Annotated in this window: 16 protein-coding genes and 2 pseudogenes; 9 read left to right on the top strand and 9 right to left on the bottom strand. The window is 61.3% G+C overall.

The features are described from left to right. Positions 1 to 21: 21 nt before the first annotated feature. Positions 22 to 1,338: a Na+/H+ antiporter family protein gene (locus tag L9059_RS25555; RefSeq protein WP_247293662.1), complete on the bottom strand. Its 1,317-nt coding sequence runs from the start codon at positions 1,336 to 1,338 to the stop codon at positions 22 to 24. Positions 1,339 to 2,717: 1,379 nt separating this feature from the next. On the opposite strand from L9059_RS25555, the pseudogene L9059_RS31110 reads away from it, so the two are divergent. Both L9059_RS31110 and L9059_RS31115 read left to right on the top strand, forming a co-directional pair. Then, positions 2,718 to 2,864 (top strand): annotated as a pseudogene (locus L9059_RS31110) (HAMP domain-containing protein); the annotation flags it as partial. A gap of 102 nt (positions 2,865 to 2,966) precedes the next feature. Then, a complete protein-coding gene (locus L9059_RS31115) occupies positions 2,967 to 3,722 on the top strand; it encodes a methyl-accepting chemotaxis protein (protein ID WP_428480301.1) in 756 nt (251 codons plus the stop codon). Positions 3,723 to 3,871: 149 nt separating this feature from the next. Here the strand turns inward: L9059_RS31115 and L9059_RS25565 are convergent, their stop codons facing one another. Genes L9059_RS25565 through L9059_RS25580 form a run of 4 tightly spaced genes read right to left on the bottom strand, consistent with a single transcriptional unit; the run spans position 3,872 to position 6,485 of the window. Next, positions 3,872 to 5,185 (bottom strand): sensor histidine kinase, encoded by a 1,314-nt coding sequence (locus tag L9059_RS25565; protein ID WP_247293643.1) that lies wholly within the window; start codon positions 5,183 to 5,185, stop codon positions 3,872 to 3,874. Beyond that, complete coding sequence (locus L9059_RS25570; RefSeq protein WP_247293644.1) at positions 5,182 to 5,850, bottom strand: response regulator transcription factor; 669 nt, start codon at positions 5,848 to 5,850, stop codon at positions 5,182 to 5,184. Before L9059_RS25570 ends, L9059_RS25565 begins: the two co-directional genes overlap by 4 nt. Before the next feature lie 3 nt (positions 5,851 to 5,853). Next, entirely contained in the window at positions 5,854 to 6,177 is a 324-nt protein-coding gene (locus L9059_RS25575) for a PepSY domain-containing protein (RefSeq protein ID WP_247293645.1), read from the bottom strand. Further along, positions 6,177 to 6,485 carry a PepSY domain-containing protein gene (locus tag L9059_RS25580; protein ID WP_247293646.1) on the bottom strand — a complete coding sequence of 103 codons (309 nt, stop codon included), beginning with the start codon at positions 6,483 to 6,485 and terminating at the stop codon, positions 6,177 to 6,179. Before L9059_RS25580 ends, L9059_RS25575 begins: the two co-directional genes overlap by 1 nt. 150 nt (positions 6,486 to 6,635) lie before the next feature. On the opposite strand from L9059_RS25580, the gene L9059_RS25585 reads away from it, so the two are divergent. The 6 genes from L9059_RS25585 to L9059_RS25610 all read left to right on the top strand — a co-directional run bounded on the left by L9059_RS25585 (position 6,636) and on the right by L9059_RS25610 (position 13,208). Beyond that, a complete protein-coding gene (locus tag L9059_RS25585; RefSeq protein WP_247293647.1) occupies positions 6,636 to 7,715 on the top strand; it encodes a patatin-like phospholipase family protein in 1,080 nt (359 codons plus the stop codon). Positions 7,716 to 7,789: 74 nt separating this feature from the next. After that, entirely contained in the window at positions 7,790 to 8,146 is a 357-nt protein-coding gene (gene queD, locus L9059_RS25590) for a 6-carboxytetrahydropterin synthase QueD (protein ID WP_247293648.1), read from the top strand. 222 nt (positions 8,147 to 8,368) lie between these two features. After that, complete coding sequence (locus tag L9059_RS25595; protein ID WP_247293649.1) at positions 8,369 to 9,193, top strand: alpha/beta fold hydrolase; 825 nt, start codon at positions 8,369 to 8,371, stop codon at positions 9,191 to 9,193. Positions 9,194 to 9,263: 70 nt separating this feature from the next. Next, positions 9,264 to 10,535 (top strand): cytosine permease, encoded by a 1,272-nt coding sequence (codB, locus tag L9059_RS25600; RefSeq protein ID WP_247293650.1) that lies wholly within the window; start codon positions 9,264 to 9,266, stop codon positions 10,533 to 10,535. Positions 10,536 to 10,548: 13 nt separating this feature from the next. Beyond that, positions 10,549 to 11,793 carry a cytosine deaminase gene (codA, locus tag L9059_RS25605; protein ID WP_247293651.1) on the top strand — a complete coding sequence of 415 codons (1,245 nt, stop codon included), beginning with the start codon at positions 10,549 to 10,551 and terminating at the stop codon, positions 11,791 to 11,793. 263 nt (positions 11,794 to 12,056) lie between these two features. Further along, entirely contained in the window at positions 12,057 to 13,208 is a 1,152-nt protein-coding gene (locus L9059_RS25610) for an MFS transporter (protein ID WP_247293652.1), read from the top strand. 253 nt (positions 13,209 to 13,461) lie between these two features. Here L9059_RS25610 and L9059_RS25615 read toward each other — a convergent pair. From L9059_RS25615 to L9059_RS25625, 3 genes and pseudogenes are all read right to left on the bottom strand, one after another. Further along, positions 13,462 to 15,888 (bottom strand): annotated as a pseudogene (locus L9059_RS25615) (TonB-dependent siderophore receptor). A 97-nt stretch (positions 15,889 to 15,985) separates the two neighbouring features. Then, a complete protein-coding gene (locus L9059_RS25620; RefSeq protein WP_247293653.1) occupies positions 15,986 to 16,969 on the bottom strand; it encodes a FecR family protein in 984 nt (327 codons plus the stop codon). A 40-nt stretch (positions 16,970 to 17,009) separates the two neighbouring features. Continuing rightward, positions 17,010 to 17,507, bottom strand: a complete 498-nt coding sequence (locus L9059_RS25625; protein WP_247293654.1) for a sigma-70 family RNA polymerase sigma factor — start codon at positions 17,505 to 17,507, stop codon at positions 17,010 to 17,012. Positions 17,508 to 17,730: 223 nt separating this feature from the next. On the opposite strand from L9059_RS25625, the gene tynA reads away from it, so the two are divergent. Further along, positions 17,731 to 20,016: a primary-amine oxidase gene (gene tynA, locus L9059_RS25630; protein WP_247293655.1), complete on the top strand. Its 2,286-nt coding sequence runs from the start codon at positions 17,731 to 17,733 to the stop codon at positions 20,014 to 20,016. A gap of 94 nt (positions 20,017 to 20,110) precedes the next feature. Here tynA and feaR read toward each other — a convergent pair whose 3' ends face one another. Then, on the bottom strand, positions 20,111 to 21,025 hold the full coding sequence (gene feaR / locus L9059_RS25635; RefSeq protein WP_247293656.1) for a transcriptional regulator FeaR: 915 nt from the start codon (positions 21,023 to 21,025) through the stop codon (positions 20,111 to 20,113). Between the last annotated feature and the right edge of the window lie 64 nt (positions 21,026 to 21,089).

Below are 21,089 nucleotides of genomic sequence, written 5' to 3' on the forward strand. Positions count from 1 at the left end.
GCACAAGTAAGAAGGCAGTGTTTACAACACCATCGCCGCTACCCAGCCAAATACCAGCAGCGGCAGGTTGTAGTGCAGGAAAGTCGGCACCACCGTGTCCCAGATATGGTGATGCTGGCCATCGATGTTCAGGCCGGAGGTCGGGCCGAGGGTCGAATCCGAGGCTGGCGAGCCTGCATCCCCCAGTGCACCTGCGGTGCCGACGATGCTGACGATCGCCAGAGGGCTGAAGCCCAACTGCACGCACAGCGGCACGAAAATCACCGCCAGGATCGGCACCGTGGAAAACGACGAGCCAATGCCCATGGTGACCAGCAAACCAACCAGCAACATCAACAATGCACCGATGGCCTTGCTGTGGCCGATCCACGAAGCTGAGGCTTCCACCAGCGACTGCACGTCGCCAGTGGCCTTGATCACTTCACCAAACCCGGAGGCGGCGATCATGATGAAGCCGATCATCGCCATCATCTTCATGCCTTCCGTGAATAAATCGTCGGTGTCGCGCCACTTCACAATCCCCGACACCGAAAAAATCAGAAAGCCTGCCAGGGCGCCGATGATCATCGAGTCGAGCAGCAACTGGATCACGAACGCGGCGGCGATCGCCAGGCCCGCAACTATCAGGCTCAGTGGGTTGTACTGCACCGCCACCTGCTCGACCTGCTCGATCTTGCCCAGGTCGTAGACGCGCTTCTTGCGGTAGCTGAAAAACGCGACCGCCAGGCCAAACACCATGCCCAGCGCCGGGATGCCCATGGCGTGGGTAACGTTAATGCCGCTGATATCAACGCCGCTGCGGGCGACGTTGGCCAGCAGGATCTCGTTGAGGAAAATGTTGCCAAAGCCCACCGGCAGGAACATGTAAGGCGTGATCAAGCCGAAGGTCATGACGCAGGCAATCAGCCGCCGATCCAGCTGCAACTTGGTCAGTACGTATAAAAGCGGCGGCACCAGCAACGGAATGAAGGCGATATGTATCGGCAAGATGTTTTGTGAGGCGATGGCCACGACCCACAGCAGGCCGATCAGCAGCCATTTGACTTGGCCGCCACCGCTGGCGTGCTGGCGATCAACCACTCCCAGCGCTTTGTCCGCCAGCGCATGGGCCATCCCCGACTTGGCAATCGCCACCGCGAACGCCCCCAGCAAGGCATAGGACAGCGCCACGGTAGCCCCGCCGCCAAGACCGCTATTGAAGGCTTTAAGCGTGGCGTCGATGCCCAGGCCGCCGGTCAGGCCACCAACCAGCGCGCCCACGATCAGCGCGATCACTACGTGCACGCGGGACAGGCTGAGTATCAGCATGACGCCGACCGCAGCAATTACTGCATTAATCATCGTTACCTCAAGGCAAGCGGAATGAGCTCAGCCGGCAGTCTGCGAAGAGCCGCCAGCGGATTGAAGAATCGGTTTTATTAGAGGGCGCGCACTGTGCCGGACCGCTGCCACCTTGTCAAAGCCAACACACCGCCTAGGGGTGTGAGTCAATATTCAGTGAACGCCATCAAGAATCCCGAATGACGGCCGCTACACTTCCAAGCCGCAGATATTTATCGAAGAAGGACGTCTCCATGTCACTCAGACAACTTTCCATTCAATGGAAAATCACCCTGCTGACCGGGCTTTGCCTGGCGGGTATTGTGACCCTGCTGGTGGGTCTTTCGCTGTATCGCATGGAGCACAGTTCCGCGCTGGTGAAGGCCTCGAGCATGGAGATGCTCAATGAAGCCGCCCAGGCACGGATCGAGTCCCAGGGTGAAAACCAGGCGCTGGTCATTCGCCAGCAGTTCATGGACGCCTACCAATACGGCCACGGCTTCTCGCGCCAGGTGCTATTCCTGCGCGACCAGGCGGAAAAACGTTTCCTCGACGCCTTCGACCTGCGCGAAGACTTGACCCGCCAAGTGAGGTCGGCGCTGCAGGCCAACCCGGAACTGCTCGGCCTGTCGCTGGTGTTCGAAGCCAATGCCCTGGACGGCAAGGACGAACTGTTCGCCGGACAGGCGGAACTGGGCAGCAACGACAAGGGCCGCTTCGCCCTGTATTGGTCGCAACCGACTCCGGGCAAGTTAACGTCCATGGCGCTGCCGGAAAGCGACATGGCCGACACCAGCGCCGGTCCCAGCGGCGAACCTGCCAACGCCTGGTTCACCTGCCCGCGCACCTCGCTCAAGCCGTGCGTGATCGAACCGTACTTCTACAAAATCGACGGCCAGGACGTGCTGATGACCAGCATCGTCTTTCCGCTGATGGTCAACGGCAAGGTCATCGCATCGCTGTCGGTGGACATCAACCTGAACAGTCTGCAATCGATCAGCCAGGTCGCGAGCAAAAAGCTCTACGACGGCCAGACCCACGTCAGCATCATCAGTCCGGTCGGCCTGTTGGCCGGCTACAGCTCGGACTCCAGCAAACTCAGCCAACGTTTGGACAGTGTCGATAAGACGAGCGGCGCCGAGCTTATTCGGTTGCTGGCGGCCAGCAATAAGATTGCCAGCCTGCACAATGACCAACAGCTAAAAGTGCTCGCGCCGTTTGAGCCGATCCCCGGTGGAAAATACTGGGGCGTGCTGCTGCAAGTACCCGAAAAAGTCCTGGTCGGCCCCGCCGAGGCACTGGAAAAACAACTCGACGAGAGCAACACCACCGGTACCCTGGTCGAACTGGGCCTGGGCGTGCTGGCTGCGTTGATCGGCCTGCTGCTGGTGTGGCTGATGGCGCGCAGCGTGACCAAACCGATCCTCGGCGTGGCGCGTATGCTCGAAGACATCGCCAGCGGCGAAGGCGACCTGACCCGTCGCCTGGCCTACGACAAACAGGATGAACTGGGCCAGTTGGCCGGCTGGTTCAACCGCTTCCTCGACAAGCTGCAGCCAATCATTGCTGAAGTGAAACGCTCGGTGCAGGATGCACGCAGCACGGCTGACCAATCCTCCGCGATCGCCACCCAGACCAGCGCCGGTATGGAGCAGCAATACCGCCAGGTGGACCAGGTCGCCACCGCGTCCCACGAAATGAGCGCTACCGCCCAGGACGTCGCCCGCAGCGCAGCGCAAGCGGCCCAGGCCGCGCGAGACGCCGACCATGCGACTCGCCGTGGCCTGACCGTGATCGACCAGACCACCACCAGCATTGACAACCTTGCCGCCGACATGAGCGCGGCGATGGTGCAGGTCGAAGGCCTGGCGGCCAACAGCGAGAAAATCGGCTCGGTACTGGAAGTCATTCGCGCCATCGCCGAACAAACCAACCTGCTGGCCTTGAACGCCGCCATCGAAGCGGCTCGGGCCGGTGAAGCCGGTCGCGGTTTTGCCGTGGTGGCCGATGAGGTGCGCAACCTGGCGCGACGTACCCAGGAGTCTGTCGAGGAAACCCGTCTGGTGATCGAACAGCTGCAAAGCGGCACACAGGTGGTAGTGGGCTCGATGAGCAACAGCCATCGCCAGGCTCAGGGCAGCGTCGAGCAAGTTGGCCAGGCCGTGACCGCCTTGCGCCAGATCGGCGACGCGGTGACCGTGATCAGCGACATGAACCTGCAGATCGCCAGTGCCGCGGAAGAACAGAGCGCAGTGGCTGAAGAGATCAACAACAACGTGGCGACGATTCGCGACGTCACGGAGTCGTTGTCGGGGCAGGCGAATGAGTCAGCGCGGGTGAGCCAGTCGCTCAACAGCCTGGCGAACCAGCAGCAGAGCTTGATGGATCAGTTTCGGGTCTGAACCATGGCATAACGCACTGATGTGGAGGATCCAATGTGGGAGCGTGCCTGCTCGCGATTGCAGAGTGTCAGGCGACATACATGTCGACTGATACACCGCTATCGCGAGCAAGCACGCTCTCACAGGGGGACGGGTGACAGCTTCAGGTCTCAGCGCCTGGGCAGTTCGATCACCACCTGCAGCCCGCCCCACTCGCTCTCTTCCAACCGCAACACCCCGCCCCAGGTGTCGACGATATCGCGCACAATCCCCAGCCCCAGGCCATGCCCATCTGCCTGCTCATCCAGCCGGGTGCCGCGGCTGAAGACTTGGGTCCGTTGATCTTCAGGGATACCCGGCCCGTCATCCTCGACGCTCAACTCAAACCCCGGCGTCGTCTCGACCACGCTCAAGCGCACCTCGGCATCCGCCCATTTGCAGGCGTTATCCAGCAGGTTGCCGAGCAGTTCCAGCAAGTCTTCACGATCCCAGGGTAGGCGCAAACCCTGGGGCGCGCGGTAGCTCAGGTGCAGGTGTTCACCGTGGATCATGTTCAGCGTAGCCAGCAACCCCGGCAACTCGGCAGCGCAATCGAACAATGCGCCCGGCAGCGCGTCGCCGGACAACCGTGCGCGATTGAGCTCTCGATTGAGCCGTTGCCGGACGTGTTCCAGCTGCTCCTTGAGGATCCTTCGCAGTTCGGGGTGAGCATCGAGTTTCTCGCTCGACGCCAGGCTCAACAGCACCGCCAGCGGGGTTTTCAGGGCGTGGCCAAGATTGCCCAGGGCGTTGCGCGAGCGTTTGAGGCTGTCCTCAGTGTGCGCCAGCAAATGGTTGATCTGCGCCACCAGCGGCTCCAGCTCCACCGGAACCTGATCGTCCAGTTGCGAGCGTTGCCCCTGTTGCAACTGGGCGATCTGCTCGCGGGCCTTTTCCAGGGGCCGCAAGGCCCTGCGCACGGTGACCCGTTGCAGCACCAGGATCAGCAGCAGCCCCGCCAATCCCAACCCGAGACCGACCTGCTGCATGCGCAGGAAGCTGTCACGCACCGGGGTGTAGTCCTGCGCCACGCTGATGGAAATCGACTGTCCAAGTCGACGATAGTCCGAACGCAACACCAGCAACCGTTGGCCTTCAGGCCCCAGTTGCAGGTTGCTTTGCAGGCCCGGCTCGGTGAGTTGTGGAAACTCCTGGTCCCACAGGGACCGCGAGCGCCAATGCTTGTCGGCGAAATCGATGCGAAAGTAGTGCCCGGAAAACGGCCGCTGATAGGCCGGCGACAGGTGCCGCTCCTCCAGTTGCAAACCCTGGGGCCCGCGCACCAGCGCCACCAGCAGGCTCTCGCTGTCGTTGCGCAGGCCCGCCTCGAGGTAACGGTGCAGGCCCAATTCGAACAGCCACAGACTGGCCTGCGCCAACACCAGGCCGACAATCACCATCACGCTGATCAGGCCCAGGCTCAAGCGGCGCTGGATCGATCTCACTTGGCTTGTCCGCCGAACAGGTAACCCTGGCCGCGACGGGTTTCGATCACGCTGCGGCCCAGCTTGCGTCGCAGGTGATTGACGTGAACTTCCAGCACGTTGGAATCACGCTCGGTTTCGCCGTCGTAAAGGTGCTCCGCGAGGTGGCTCTTGGACAGGATCTGTTCGGAGTGCAGCATGAAATAGCGCAGCAGGCGAAACTCCGCAGCGGTGAGCTGGATGTCGGCGCCGTCGCGCGTCACGCATTGGCGCCCTTCATCCAGATGCAGGCCCGCCGCCTTGAGCGTTGGTTGGTTGGCGTGGCCGTGGGAGCGGCGCAGCAGCGCCTGCACGCGCAGATGCAGTTCTTCGGGGTGAAACGGTTTGGTCAGGTAGTCGTCGGCCCCGGCCTTGAGGCCTTCGATGCGTTCGGACCAGGAACCGCGCGCCGTCAGGATCAGCACGGGTGTCGACAGGCCACCGGCGCGCCATTGCGCCAGCACCTCAAGCCCAGGCAGCCCGGGCAGGCCGAGGTCGAGGATGATCAGGTCATACGGCTCGCTGCTGCCCTGATACACCGCATCGCGGCCGTCGGCCAGCCAGTCCACGGCATAACCCTGGCGGCTCAGCCCGGCCATTAATTCGTCAGCCAGGGGCACGTGGTCTTCCACGAGAAGCAAACGCATCGGTCAATCTTCCTTGTCTTTCAATAGCTCGCCAGTGCTGGCATTGAGGTCCAGTTCGCGCACCACGCCTTCGGCGGTCAACAGTTCGACTTCATAAATGTAGACGTCGTGTTTCTCTTCCAGCTCGGCTTCCAGCAGCTTGGCTCCCGGGTAGCGATCCAAGGCCTTTTGCAACAGTTGCTCCAGCGGCATGATCACCCCCTGCTGGCGCAGGCGCAGGGCTTCATCCTGGTCCAGGTCGCGGGCCATGACCACCGAGCAGAAAACCAGCAGCGCCAACCCCAATCGGTGGCTGGCGCGTGTGCCGGACAAAAAATGCACCTTCATTACGTATCCTGATGATCCTTGAGCACCTGCCCGCTGACAGCGTCCAATTCCAGGTCCCACTCCAGACCCTGTGGGTCGCGCATCTCAACCTGGTAGATGTACTTGCCGTACTCTTCTTCCAGCTCCGTTTCGGTGATGGTGGAGCCCGGGTGTTTGGACACGGCGGTAGCGTTGAGCTTCTCGAAAGACACAATGGTACCAGCGTCGCGCAACCGCAGGGCTTCATCAGGGCCCAGGTCACGGGCGTGGGCGATGCTGGCAGTCATGGCGATGAGGGAAGCAGTGAACACAGCAGTCAGGGTTTTCATCGGTGTCTCCGGATTATTCGTGTGTTGCGTACGGAAGGCACCTTAGCGATTCGAACTTAATTGAAACTGAATTGCCATCATGCAGCTCCTACGGGGTTTGACGCTGAAATCTCCTATAATCACTCCCGCTTGCCAGACATCGAGACCGGTATGACCGCCATCCACATCAAGTTCCCCGCCCTGACCCTCAAAGCCGGCCCCCGGGCCTTCGCGCGCATCCGCGAACACGGGCTCAGTGCCACCGATGTCGGCACGCTGCCCGGCGCCGCCGGTGGCCCCAAGGCGCTGGGGATTCAGGGGCTGGACCTGGCGTTGTTCGGTGAGTGGCTGCCGGCCGCGCCACGGGAGCGCTCGCTAATCGGTGCCTCGGTGGGCTCCTGGCGTTTCGCCAGCGCTTGCCTGCCGGACGCCGCCGAGGGCATCCGGCGTCTCGGCCGCTTGTATACCGAGCAGGACTTCAACAAGGGCGTGACCATGGCACAGATCAGCCAGAGCTCGCGGCGCATGCTTGAGGATTTGCTCGACGGCCGCGACTCGACGATTCTCGATAACGCGCATTATCGTCTGAACATCATGGTGGTCAAAAGCCACGGCCGACTCGCACAAGACCATCGCGGCCACTTGGGCCTGGGGTTGTCGGCGGTAATCGCTGACAACCTGCGCAGCCGTTCGCGGCTGTCGCGGCATTTCGAACGGCTGATCATCCACGATCCACGCCTTGCCCCGCCCGTGCACCCGCTCACCGACTTCCCCTCGCGCTTCGTCGCATTGAACGCCGGCAACCTGCGCCAGGCGCTGCTCGCGTCCGGCTCGATCCCCATGGTCATGGAGGGCGTACAGGACCTGCCGGGCGCTGGCGCGGGGACCTTTCGCGACGGCGGCCTGCTCGACTACCACCTCGACCTGCCCTACAGCGGCAATGACATCGTGCTGTACCCGCACTTCACCGACCGGATTATTCCCGGCTGGTTCGACAAGTCCCTGCCCTGGCGCCGGGCCTGCACTGCGCGGCTGCAGGACGTGCTATTGCTTGCGCCGTCGAAGCAATACCTGGCGCGCCTGCCATTCGGCAAGCTGCCGGACCGCAATGACTTCAAACGCTTCATGGGCGATGCGCCAAGCCGGCAGAAGTACTGGCGCGCGGCGATGGAAGAAAGCCGCCGCCTGGGCGACGAGTTCCTCGAACTGGCCGCCAACGGTCGCCTCGGCGAGCGCTTGCTGACCCTTTAGTCAGGACAAGCTGTTAAACTCGCCACCTGCCCCTATCGCTGCGGCGATCGCCACCTGACAGAGCTCAAGACACTGTGGAAATCTTCAAAGAATTTACCTTCGAATCCGCCCACCGCCTGCCCCACGTCCCGGACGGCCACAAGTGCGGTCGCCTGCACGGCCACTCGTTCAAAGTAGCGATTCACCTCAGTGGCGATCTTGATCCGCACACCGGCTGGATTCGCGATTTCTCCGAGATCAAGGCGATTTTCAAGCCGCTGTACGAGCGACTGGATCACAACTACCTCAATGACATTCCTGGGCTGGAGAATCCGACCAGTGAAGTGCTGGCCAAGTGGATCTGGGGGGAGTTGAAGCCATTGCTGCCGGAGCTTAGTGCGATCCGCATCCATGAAACCTGCACCAGCGGTTGCATCTATCACGGCGAATAACCCCGACCAACACATCCCTACTGTAGGAGCGAGCTTGCTCGCGAAAAACCTGAGAGCGCCGCTGGGTACCAGGCTTCCAGCGTTATCGTTGAAGACCATCGCGAGCAAGCTCGCTCCTACAGATTGACGACATGCGTTTCGTCAGTGAAACACCCGAACAGCCCCCTGGGCTGTTTTTTATGCCTATGCTCTTTACCTCTCCCCCACCAAGACGACATGGGCATGACTGACTGGCCGCTGCCCCAAACCTTTCGCTTCAATGGACACTCCATCCGCTTCGCCGTACGCGGCGACGGCCCGCCGCTGGTGTTCGTTCACGGCACGCCCTTCTCATCCCTCGTCTGGCACCGCATCGCGCCGCATTTCATTGCCACCCACCGGGTGCATTACTTCGACCTACTGGGCTATGGGCAGTCGGACAAGATCGACGGCGATGTGTCGCTCGGCATTCAGAACGAGCTGCTGGCCCGATTGCTGGAACATTGGGGGCTGGACCGCCCCGATGTAGTGGCCCACGACTTCGGCGGCGCCACGGCCTTGCGTGCGCACCTGCTCAACGGCAAGGATTACCGCAGCCTGACCCTGATCGACCCGGTGGCGCTGACGCCCTGGGGATCACCGTTCGTGCAGCATGTGCGCCAACATGAGGCGGCGTTCAGTGGTCTGCCCGATTACATCCAGCGCGCCATCGTGCCGGCTTATATTCGTGGGGCGATCAAGCGTGACATCCCCGATGAAGAACTTGCCGCCTATGTGCAGCCCTGGATGGGTGATCCGGGGCAGGCGGCGTTCTATCGACAGATCGCGCAGATGGACGAGCGTTACACCCGCGAGGTCGAGAACCTGTACCCGAAGGTTCGGTGTCCCGTGCAGATCCTGTGGGGTGAGGACGATCAGTGGATCCCCATCGAACGTGGGCGAGCGCTACACCAGATGATTCCAGGGGCGCAATTTCATCCGATCGCCAATGCCGGGCATCTGATGCAGGAGGATGCCCCGGAGGCAATCGTCGCGGCACTTTTACGTTTCCTGCCATTACTCCCCTGAGCCCCGACCAACAACATTGGCACGACCACTGCAACCCTCCTCGCGTCCTCCCTCCAGCAAGGAACGCCCCATGACGCAAAATGCCCCCGGCAACGACTACCCCCTCAGCGAAGTCCCTATGCATGCGCGCAAAGGCCTGGCTTCCACCGTCATGGTGTTACTGGGATTCACCTTTTTCACTGCCACCATGTTCGCCGGCGGCAAGCTTGGCGTGGCGTTCAGTTTCGGCGAGATGATGGCGGTGATCCTCATCGGTAATCTGCTGCTGGGGCTGTACGCAGCAGCCCTGGGTTACATCGCCTTCAAGAGCGGTCTCAATTCGGTGCTGATGGGCCGCTTCTGCTTTGGAGAAGTGGGCAGCAAGCTCAGCGACCTGATCCTTGGATTCACCCAGATCGGCTGGTACGCCTGGGGTACCGCGACCGCCGCTGTGGTGCTGGGCAAATACTTCGGCCTGGGCGATGGCACAGTACTGGGCTTGATGGCGCTGTTCGGCCTGGCCTTCTGCGCCACCGCTTATGTGGGTTATCGCGGCCTGGAAGTTCTCTCCTACATTGCCGTGCCCGCGATGATGTTGCTGCTGACACTGTCTATGTGGGTCGCCACGGTGACAGTCGGCGGCATCGACGGCCTGCTCGCCGTGGTGCCCACGGGAACACTGGACTGGTCGACCGCCATCACGCTGGTGTTCGGCACCTTCGTCAGCGGCGCCACCCAGGCGACCAACTGGACGCGCTTCTCACGCTCGGCGCGGGTGGCGGTGCTGGCGAGCCTGATCGGTTTTTTCATCGGCAACGGCCTGATGGTGTTGATCGGCGCCTACGGGGCAATCGTCTACCAGCAACCGGACGTGGTCGAAGTGCTGTTACTGCAGGGATTTGCCATGGCCGCGATGGCGATGCTGCTGCTCAACATCTGGAGCACCCAGGACAACACCATCTACAACTTCGCCGTCGCCGGCTGCAACCTGCTGCGCACTGGTCGACGCAAGACCGTGACCCTGGTAGGCGCGCTGATCGGCACGGCGCTGGCGTTGTTGGGCATGTACGACATGCTGGTGCCCTATCTCATCCTGCTTGGCACGGTGATTCCGCCGATAGGCGGAGTGATCATGGCGGACTTTTTCTTCCGCTACCGCGGTCAATATCCACGTCTGGCCGAGGTGCATCTGCCGGCGTTCAACTGGGCTGGGCTGGGCGCCTACGCGGTCGGCACCGTGGCCGCTTTCAGTTCGCCGTGGATTGCTCCGCTGGTAGGGATTGCCGCTGCCGCGCTAACGTATGTGCTATTGACCAGCGTATTTGGCGCCCGAGTCGCCAGCGCACCACTACAAGATATCTAGAAGGATTCGCCTGATGCACATCATCAACGCCCGCCTGCGCAACCAAGAAGGCCTGCATGAGTTGCACCTGGAAAACGGCCTGATCAGCAGCATCGCCCGGCAGACCGAAGCCCACACCCTGGGGCCTGACGACCTGGACGCTGGCGGCAACCTGGTGATTCCACCCTTTGTCGAACCGCACATTCACCTCGACGCCACCCTCACCGCTGGCGAACCGCGCTGGAATATGAGCGGCACGCTGTTTGAAGGCATCGAGTGCTGGAGCGAACGCAAGGTCACCATCACCGAAGAAGATACCAAGACCCGCACCCGTAAAACCCTGCAAGCCCTCGCCGCCCATGGCATCCAGCATGTGCGCACCCATGTCGACGTCACCGACCCGCAACTGACTGCGCTAAAAGCGATGCTCGAAGTGCGCGAGGAGAGCCGGCATCTGGTCGACATGCAGATCGTTGCGTTTCCCCAGGAAGGCATCGAGTCCTATCGAAATGGTCGCGAGCTGATGGAAGAAGCGATTCGAATGGGCGCCGACGTGGTGGGCGGCATTCCGCATTTCGAATACACCCGGGATCAGGGCGTAAGCTCGGTGAAGTATCTGATGGACCTGGCCGAGCGCACCGGTTGCCTGGTGGATGTGCACTGCGACGAAACCGACGACCCGCATTCGCGCTTCCTTGAAGTGCTGGCCGAAGAAGCGCGCAGCCGCGACATGGGTTCGCGTGTCACGGCCAGCCACACCACCGCCATGGGTTCCTACGACAATGCTTACTGCGCCAAGCTGTTTCGTCTGCTGGGCCATTCGGGAATCAGTTTTGTCTCCTGCCCGACCGAAAGCATTCACCTGCAAGGCCGCTTCGACAATTTTCCGAAACGCCGCGGGGTGACAAGAGTCAACGAACTGCTCGAAGCGGGCATGAACGTGTGCTTCGGCCAGGACTCGATCGTCGACCCCTGGTATCCACTGGGTAACGGCAACATCCTGCGCGTGCTTGAAGCAGGGCTGCACATCTGCCATATGCTCGGTTACCGCAACCTGCAAAGCGCCCTCGACCTGGTGACCGACAACAGCGCCAAAGCGATGGCCCTGGGGGACCGTTACGGCCTCGAACCCGGGAGGCCGGCGAATTTGCTGATCCTGTCGGCGGACAGCGATTATGAGGTGATACGCAGCCAGGGCTTGCCGCTGTATTCGGTGCGCAATGGCAAGGTGTTGATGAGGCGGACGATGCCGCAGGTTGAGTTCTTTGATCAGCGTTGATTGATCGGTTGACCGCACCGGCCACTTCGCGAGCAAGCCCGCTCCCACACTGGATTTCGTGTACGCCATAGATCAACTGTGGGAGCGGGCTTGCTCGCGAAGTGGCCAGTTCATTCACTGCAGCAACCTCTGAGCGCCCCCAGAAAACCTCACCCAACATCTCGCGAGTCCCCCACCGCCTGTGCCACGATGCACCCCTGCCGACCGAACCTCACAGGACAGTCACTGTCCCTTGGGACGCGACGTTTTAACCAAGGATTGCAATGAGTAACCTCAACACCCCCACCACCTTCGTCCCCGGACGCCTGGAACAGATGTCCACGCGGGTCGCTTTTTTCATCGCCGGTTTTGGCATCGCCGCCTGGGCGCCCCTGGTGCCTTACGCCAAGGCGCGGGCCGGGCTGGATGAGGGAACGCTGGGGCTGCTGCTGTTGTGCCTGGGAGTGGGCTCAATCCTGGCGATGCCGATGGCCGGAATCCTAGCCACGCGCTTCGGCTGTCGGCGAGTGGCGGTCGGCGGCACGCTACTGATTTGTGCGGCGCTGCCATTGCTGGCGACGGTGTCTTCGATACCGGCGCTGATCGCCGCCCTGTTCCTGTTTGGCGCAGGTCTGGGTACGGTTGATTCGACGGTCAACCTGCAAGCAGTGATCGTCGAGCGTGCGAGCGGCAAAACCATGATGTCCGGGTTCCACGGATTGTTCAGCCTCGGCGGGATCGTCGGCGCGGCGGGTGTCAGCGCCCTCCTGGGCTTGGGCCTTACGCCGCTGACGGCGATGCTGGTAGTGGTGGTGATGCTGCTGGCCGCGCTGTGCAAGGCGGCGCCCAACATGCTGCCTTATGGCAGCGAAAGCTCAGGCCCGGCGTTCGCCATTCCCCATGGCATCGTGCTGTTCATTGGCGGGATGTGCTTCATCGTGTTCCTCGCCGAGGGCGCAGCGCTGGACTGGAGCGCGGTGTTTCTGGCGCAGGAGCGTGGCATCGACACGGCGTATGCCGGGCTGGGTTATGCGGCGTTTGCTTTGACCATGACCATGGGCCGCCTCACCGGCGACCGGATTGTGCGGTGTCTCGGCGCCACGCGGGTGATCGTGTTCGGTGGGCTGACGGCGGCAGCGGGGCTGTTCCTGGCGACCTTTGCGCCCAATTGGGAGTTTTCCCTAGTGGGGTATGCGCTGCTGGGCGCGGGTTGTTCGAACATTGTGCCGGTGCTGTACACCGCCGTCGGCAAACAGACCGTGATGCCGGAAAGTGTTGCGGTGCCGGCCATCACCACCTTGGGTTACGCAGGGATCCTTGCGGGGCCTGCGGTGATCGGGTTCATTGCCCATGGCAGCAGTTTGAGTTTTGCCTTTGGGTTGATGGCGGTGCTGCTGGTGGCGGTGGCTATCGGCGGAAAGGTGTTGCGGGTGTAGGAGCTGTGTAGGAGCTGTGTAGGATCTGTCGAGTGGAACGAGGCTGCGATCTTTTGATCTTGCTTTGTTGTACATATCCATTGCTGCGGGAGAGTGTCAGATTTTTTGTGTTCGGGCCGGTAACCAAGCGCTTTCTGCCCCACCACTCGGCACCTCGCCCAGGCTCGGTGTACCCGAACGCAGGCATCAAACCGGCGCGCTGGCGATGGATGTCAACGATAACCCGCATTCCCTGAATGAACGCGACCTGATCTTAAAATCCAACACTGCCCTGCACAAAAAACGTCCGCGGCGCCCCTACATACATCCCCGCATTATTATCGCTGGATCGGGTGAAGTACTGCTTGTCGAACACGTTCTTCACCCCCGCGCCCAGCTTCAGGTTCGACAGCGTCGCGCCAAAATCATACCCGCCGCGCACGTTCCAGGTGACATACCCGGGAATGTCGCCGTACTGGCCATCCGCGGTGCCTTCGGTGATGTAGTTGCCGGTGAAACTGCCATCGGCGTTCACTGCAATACCTGGTGAACGCTGTTTCGACTGGGCGAAAGCATCCACGTTCCAGGTCCAGCGGTCGACGTCGTAACGCAGCCCGGCAGTTGCCACCTGACGGGAATAGAGCGGCAAGTCGCGCCCCTTAAAGCCTGGAATCGCCCCTTCATACACTGCCCGGGTGTAGGTGAAGCTGGCGTTGGCGGTCAGGCCGTCGAGTCGTGGGTCCAGCGCCGCAAGGTCGTAGTGCACCGAGGCTTCAATGCCCTGGTGAGTGGTCGCACCGAGGTTGGTCCAGCCCGCGTCGTTACTGGTGTACTGCAACTCTTTATCGAAGTCGATATAGAACAGCGTTACCTCCCCGCCCCACACGTCATCGTTGTAGCGAGTCCCGACCTCATAGGTCTTGGCCTTTTCCGGGTTCAGGCCGTTGGCCGTCTCGTCACCGATGCCGCCCTGGCCGAGCTGGAAATATTGCAGGCTGCCAAAGGAGGTTTCGTAGTTGGCGAACAGCTTCCAGGCGTCGGAGAGGTGGTACATGACACTCAGCGCCGGCAGCGGTTCGTTGCTTTCAATGCTGCGTTTTTTTTCCGGCACCGGCCTGCCAGCCGTGTCGAATACCGGGCGATCGTGCCAGTCGGTGCTGATGTGCTCAAAGCGGATGCCCGGCGTTACGGTCCACTTGCCGACGTCGATCTTGTTGTCGACGTAGACCGAGTTGGCCTCGGTGCCCCCCGTGCGATCCTGGTACACGTGCCCGTCGGCACCCGGACTCACCACCGGCTCGTTGCTGTCGTTTAGCCCCAACCGGCTGGCCGATTCGTGCATACCTTCCTTGAGGTAGCGATAACCGACGCTGACTTCCTGGGTGGTCTGGCCAAGGTCGAACACATGGGACACCCGCGGCTCGATGCCGAAGGTGTAATAGGTGCGCGGGAATGAACCGAGGGTTTTCTGATCGCGCGCGGCGATCCTGCTGCCACGGAAGCTGTCGTAATAGTAAGTCAGCACTTCGGCCTGGGTGCGGTCGTCAATCTGCCGGGCCCACTTGAACGATACTTCCTTGCGGCGTCCGCTGAAGCGGTCGTTATTACGGTTGGACTGAAAAGGATTGGCGTCGTACTGCACCTGGTTCAGCCCGCCGGGCATATCGGCGCTGGCGTCGTAGTAATGCAGATTTAGGCTGAAATCATCCGTATCGGTAGGCGCCCAGTGGGTCTTGAGCATCACGTCATCGATGTCGTTACCGTTGTTGCGCTCACGGTAACCATTGCCGTTCACGCCCGAATACAAAAGCGCCACGCCAATGCCGTTGTCCGCCGTACCGCCGACGAACGCCGTATCGATGTGCTTCCAGCCACCGTGTCGAGAGGTTTCCAAGGTGGTGCCAATCTCGGCGGACGCTTGTTCAGGGATCGCCCGGGTGACGAAGTTGATCACCCCGCCCACGTTCTGCGGCCCCTAACGCACCGAGCCTGCGCCGCGCACCACGTCGATGCTGTCGAGGTTGCCGGAGGAGATCGGTGCCATCGACAGTTGCGGCTGGCCATAGGGCGCGAAGGCCGCCGGTACGCCGTCGATCAACACGGTGGACCGTGGCGACAGGCGCGACGTCAGGCCGCGCACACCGACGTTCAAGGAAATATCGCTGCCACCGGTGCCGTTGGCGTCCTGCACCTGCACGCCCGGTACACGTTTCAACACGTCGCCGACCGTCATTGCACCTTGCTCCACCATGGCCTCGCGACGAATCACCGTGCGTGCGCCGGCGTGGTTCTGCACCACGGCGGCATCGGCATCGCCGAGCCAGTTGCCGACAACCTTGATATCAGTCACGTCGAGTTCCAGCGGGCCGTCCTGGGCGGACGTCGGCGCGGAGGTCAGGGTGACCGAGCCTTCATCGATCTGATAATCCAGGCCGCTGCCTTGCAGCAACTGACGCAAGGCCTGCTCGGGGGACAGGTTGCCGTCTACGGCGGGAGCCTGTTTGCCGGCGACCAGCTCCGGGCTGAAGAAAACCTGCAGTGAAGTCTGCAGCCCCAACTGACTCAAGGCTTGCCCCAGCGGCTGCGCCTCAATGTGAATGGCGTTTGCAGCAAATGCCTGGGGCAGCGCACAGTTGATGGACAAGGCCAGAGCCAGCGGTAGCCAGGATGGTTTTTTGTGATGGGCGATGGTTTTTTTCACGTCGAAACTTATCCTGTGAATCGCAAGAGTATGCGTTTGTTAATGCAAACCAGTTGCAGTTGGACAAGAAGACGAAGAACTCGAAAAAAACCTGAACCTATTTTGAAATTATTTCCTGGCTGCCGTCATTGAGGGTGCGCACGGCCACCGGGAGAATGCTCGGCAAAGCCTTCAACAGGGCATCGGTGTTGTCGGACTTGAACACACTGGTCAGGCGCAGATTGCCCACTTTGTCGTTGGCGACCCGCAGTGGTTTTTCCCGGTAACGGGAGACCTCGCCCACTACTTCGCTGAGGCTCGCATTGTTGAACACCAGCTTGCCGCTGCGCCAGGCGGTCAGCTGCGCAGCATTCACCGGATACGCCGCGACGACCTTGCCCTTGCCATCGACACGGGTGCCCATGCCGGCGCTGAGGGTGATGGATGGGGTGTCGGCAGCGTCCCGTCCCTGGACCTTGACCGTGCCCTGTTCTACCACCACGCGGGTTTCTGCGGAGTCGCGGCGCACATCAAAACGGGTGCCAGTGACGGTGATCTTTCCGCTGCCCGACGCGACCACGAAGGGACGTTCAGAATCGTGCTCGACGCTGAACATCGCCTCACCTTCGGTCAGCTCGATGTCGCGGCGGTGCATTGCAAAATGCACTTGAATGCGGCTGCGACTGTTGAGGTCGATCATCGAACCGTCCGGCAAAGCCACTTGCCGACGCTCGCCCAGCGCCGTGGAGAATTCGGCAGTATAGGTTGCCGCCTGATTCATGGCGCTGAACCAACCCAACCCAAGTGCCACGGCCAGCACACTGGCGGCCACGGCATAGCGCAGGATCGGCCGACGCGTGCTGCGCGCTGGCGGCACGTCACACAAGGCCTGCAAACGCGCCGCCGGCAGCAGGCCCGCCGCCGACCAGATCCCCTCCAGCACCTGAAACTCATAGTGATGCTGTGGGTGTTCAGCCAACCAGGCTGCAAACCGCTGACGCTCCAGGACACTCACCATCGGCTCCTGCAAACGTACAAACCAGCGCGCCGCCTCATCGCGAACCGCCGCTTGTCCGCACGCGCAGTCACGAGTATCCGTCATGGGAAGTCCTGTTTGGCGCAGAATGGAAAGACGCGGTCGATCATGATTGCAACCCATCCAGACGATCGCGCAGATGCCGCAGCGTGCGGATCATATACTTTTCCACCATATTCTTGGACAGTCCCAGGCGCTCGGCAATTTCAGCCTGGGTCAGGCCTTCGATCTTCTGCCACACGAAAGCCTTGCGGCAATTGACCGGCAACTCGGCAAGCGCGAGCTCGATGGAGTCGGCCAACTGAATCGCCTGTATGAAATGCTCCGGGTCGCCACACGACAACGCACTGTGATCCGCCTGCGACTCCATGGCGCTCCGTCGATCCTCGCGACGATACCCGTCCACCGCAATATTGCGCGCCGTCTGGTGCAGGTACGCACGAGGCTGCTCCACCACCGTCGAATCCGACTCAAGCACTCGCACGAAGGTGTCGTGGGCCAGATCCTCGGCCTGTTGACGATTTCTCAGGCGACGGGTCCAGGTGCCAACCAACTCTTCGTAATGCTCGAAAAAGCCGGGTCTACGGGGCAGCTTGGGGGTCATTGTGGCGTGCTGTGGAGGCGGGGCGTGAATAGTAATGCTTCCTATTAAGGCGAAGCAATGGATTCCAGACCACGGCCGTACAGCGACTTGCATCAGCATATGACTCAACAGTTGATTTAGGCACAAAGCCAAAGGATTCTGGCAGAAAAACCAAAGAAGCCGTTCGCTGGCTGTAGCAAAGTGCAGCAATGCCAGTCACCTGCTGTCCCCAAGGAATTCGTCCATGCTCACCTCGATTACGTCACCGAAAAAAACACCCCTGGCCCGACTCGCGCTGGCGGTCGCGTTCAGCACATTGTGCCTGTCCGGCGGGGTCCCCCAGGCCAGCGCCCACGGCGGGCGTGCCGAGATGGTGCCGTTGCAATCGGGTCTCGAGGCGTTTGGGGCCACGGTGAAATGGGACGACTACGCCAACCTGTTCGTGATTGCCCGCGATGGTGTGTACCTCAAGGTCAAGCCGGACAGCAAAGTGGCGATGCTCAATGGCAAGCGCATCGAATTGACGGTGCCGGTAGTGTTCAAGGGCAGCACGGCCTACATGTCCAAGGACTTCATCAACCAGGTATTCCAGTCAGGCCTGGACAAAACGTTCGTGGTCGAGACCAGGCCCAACCCGCTCAACCCCCTGAGCGCCGATGAAATCAGCCGGGCGGTGGAGATCGTCAAGCAGTCAGGGCACTACAAGCCGGGCTTTCGTTTCACAGAGGTGTCCATCCACGAGCCGCCGAAGGATCAGGCCTGGAACTTTGCCCTCACCGGCCAGGCCGTCGCGCAGCCGCGACAGGCAAATATCGTGGTGCTCGATGGCAAGCATGTGATCGAAGGCTTGATTGATCTCGACCGTCGCGCCCTCCAGTCCTGGCAACCGGTGGAAGGCGCCCACGGCATGGTGTTGCTGGATGACTTTGCCACCGTGCAGGCGGCCATCGAGGCCAGCCCCGAGTACGCCCTGGCCCTGGCCAAGCGCGGCATCGATGATGTGAAAAAGGTCGTGGCGACACCGTTGACCGTGGGCTACTTCGACGGCAAGGACGGGCTGGCGCAGGACAAGCGCCTGCTGAAGATCGTCAGCTACCTCAATACCGGCGACGGTAACTACTGGAGCCATCCCATCGAGGGCCTGGTGGCGGTGGTCGACCTGGAACAGAAGAAGCTGATCAAGATCGAGGACGGCGGCGTGATCCCGGTGCCGATGAAGCCCACCCCTTACGACGGAAGGGGACGCACGGGGGTAGCCGTCAAGCCGCTGGAAATCACCGAGCCCGAGGGCAAGAACTACACCATCACCGGCAACAGCATCCACTGGCAGAACTGGGACTTTCACGTGCGCCTCGACTCACGGGTCGGCCCGATCCTGTCGACGGTGACCTACGACGACAAGGGCAAAAAGCGCAAAGTCATGTACGAAGGCTCCCTGGGCGGCATGATCGTGCCCTACGGCGATCCCGATGGCGGCTGGTACTTCAAGGCTTACCTGGACTCCGGCGAGTACGGCATGGGTACCCTGACCTCGCCGATTGCCCGGGGCAAGGACGCGCCGGCGAACGCCGTGCTGCTGGACGCCACCCTCGCCGACTACACGGGCAAGCCCACTACCGTGCCTCGTGCCATGGCGATCTTCGAGCGCTACGCGGGCCCGGAATACAAACACCAGGAGATGGGTCAGCCCAACCTCAGCACCGAGCGCCGCGAACTGGTGGTGCGCTGGATCAGTACCGTTGGTAACTACGACTACATTTTCGACTGGGTCTTCCAGCAGAACGGCACGCTCGGCATCGATGCCGGCGCCACCGGAATCGAGGCGGTCAAGGGGGTAAAATCGAGCACCATGCACGATGCCACAGCCAAGGAAGATACCCGCTACGGGACGCTGCTGGATCACAACATCGTCGGCACTACCCACCAGCACATCTACAACTTCCGCCTGGACCTGGACGTGGATGGCGAGAACAATTCGCTGGTGGAGGTGAATCCGCGGGTGGCGTCAAACGAGCGAGGTGGCCCGCGCACCAGCACCATGCAAACCGAACAGCAAGTGGTCGGCACCGAACAGCAGGCGGCACAGAAATTCGACCCTTCGACCGTGCGGCTGCTGAGCAACTTCAGCAAGGAAAACAAGGTGGGCAATCCGGTGTCCTATCAACTGATTCCCTACGCCGGCGGCACACATCCGGTGGCCAAGGGAGCCAATTTCGCCAAGGACGAATGGCTGTATCACCGCCAGAGCTTCATGGACAAACAGCTCTGGGTGACGCGTTACAACCCGGATGAAAAATACCCCGAGGGCAAGTACCCGAACCGTTCGGACAAGGACTCGGGGCTGGGGCAATTCACCCAGGACAACCAGGCCATCGATAACACCGACAACGTGGTCTGGCTGACCACCGGCACGACCCACATCGCCCGCGCGGAAGAGTGGCCGATCATGCCCACGGAGTGGGTGCATGTGTTGCTCAAGCCGTGGAATTTCTTTGATGAAACGCCGACGTTGAATCTCAACGCGAGGTAGAAACGCAGATTGATACCTGGCGCAAAACCTGTGGGAGCCAGCCTGCTGGCTCCCATAGGATCGCGCTGGTGGCCAGGATCCTAAAAACATCCGCTCAGGCGTGTTGCTTGCGGTATTCACCGGGGGAAATGCCGAAGCGTGATTTGAACGCCGTCGAGAAATAACTCGAATCGGAAAACCCCCAGGAATACCCCAGCACCGACAATTTCTGCTCGGATCGCGACTGGCGCAAGGATTCAGCACACAAATCCAGACGCCGGTTCTTTATGTACCGCGCCACCACCAGGCCGTTCCTGGCGAACATCCGGTACAGCCCACGAGTCGATATACCGACTTCCCGCGCCAGCCATTCGGGGCACAGCTCCTCGGAGCGGATGTGTTGGTCGATAAAGCTCAGGGTCCGGCGAAAGGCGCGCTCGTGGACATCTGCGCACTCTTCGCTGTGGCTGATCGCTGGGCGCAGCAGGCTGACAATCGCCTCCAGGGTCGCTTCACTTTCCTGGCGAGTCAGGCATTTTTGCCGGGTAGCATCAAGGATCAGGCGCCGGGATAACATGGCAATCGGCGAGTTGGCGGCGATCCGGTGACCGCAGCGCACCTGATTGAAGCGCAAGGTCTGCTCGACCAACTGCGCCGGCAGGATCAGCGACAACTGCCGGGAGTTCTCGCTGTAGGTGAAGTCACTGGGACGCGAAGCGTCGATCAGGGTGATGTCACCTGCCGACAGCAGCACCTTGTTGTCGGCCTGGGCCATACCGGCAGTGCCGTCGAGCTGGAACACTGCAAAATATTTGCCGCCCTCGCCCGCCGCGACTTCCAGCGGAGTGCGATACAACCGCGCCTGGCACACCTCGACAAAGCTGGCCTTAAGAGCGCCGTCCTGGTGCTCCTGGATCTGGCCGACAAAGTCGCTGCCCAGGGGCTGCGCATTAAAGGCGCCGCAGATCTGATTGATCTGATGGATCCATTGGTCGAACCCGTCACGGCGCTGTGCAATCGAAGAAATCATGTGGGACCTCACGCAGGCTTGTTTTTATTATCCACGCCAATCCACGGATCCTCCCTGACCGTCA

The sequence above is a fragment of the Pseudomonas violetae genome, assembly GCF_023072615.1.
In the GTDB taxonomy this organism is placed as follows: domain Bacteria; phylum Pseudomonadota; class Gammaproteobacteria; order Pseudomonadales; family Pseudomonadaceae; genus Aquipseudomonas; species Aquipseudomonas violetae.

Excerpts from the sequence above, each read along its gene's own strand:
- L9059_RS31115 (WP_428480301.1), top strand. The coding sequence starts at position 2,967 with ATGGAGCAGCAATACCGCCAGGTGGACCAGGTCGCCACCGCGTCCCAC.
- L9059_RS25570 (WP_247293644.1), bottom strand. The coding sequence starts at position 5,850 with ATGCGTTTGCTTCTCGTGGAAGACCACGTGCCCCTGGCTGACGAATTA.
- L9059_RS25575 (WP_247293645.1), bottom strand. The coding sequence starts at position 6,177 with ATGAAGGTGCATTTTTTGTCCGGCACACGCGCCAGCCACCGATTGGGG.
- L9059_RS25580 (WP_247293646.1), bottom strand. The coding sequence starts at position 6,485 with ATGAAAACCCTGACTGCTGTGTTCACTGCTTCCCTCATCGCCATGACT.
- L9059_RS25585 (WP_247293647.1), top strand. The coding sequence starts at position 6,636 with ATGACCGCCATCCACATCAAGTTCCCCGCCCTGACCCTCAAAGCCGGC.
- L9059_RS25595 (WP_247293649.1), top strand. The coding sequence starts at position 8,369 with ATGACTGACTGGCCGCTGCCCCAAACCTTTCGCTTCAATGGACACTCC.
- codB (WP_247293650.1), top strand. The coding sequence starts at position 9,264 with ATGACGCAAAATGCCCCCGGCAACGACTACCCCCTCAGCGAAGTCCCT.
- codA (WP_247293651.1), top strand. The coding sequence starts at position 10,549 with ATGCACATCATCAACGCCCGCCTGCGCAACCAAGAAGGCCTGCATGAG.
- L9059_RS25610 (WP_247293652.1), top strand. The coding sequence starts at position 12,057 with ATGAGTAACCTCAACACCCCCACCACCTTCGTCCCCGGACGCCTGGAA.
- L9059_RS25620 (WP_247293653.1), bottom strand. The coding sequence starts at position 16,969 with ATGACGGATACTCGTGACTGCGCGTGCGGACAAGCGGCGGTTCGCGAT.
- L9059_RS25625 (WP_247293654.1), bottom strand. The coding sequence starts at position 17,507 with ATGACCCCCAAGCTGCCCCGTAGACCCGGCTTTTTCGAGCATTACGAA.
- tynA (WP_247293655.1), top strand. The coding sequence starts at position 17,731 with ATGCTCACCTCGATTACGTCACCGAAAAAAACACCCCTGGCCCGACTC.
- feaR (WP_247293656.1), bottom strand. The coding sequence starts at position 21,025 with ATGATTTCTTCGATTGCACAGCGCCGTGACGGGTTCGACCAATGGATC.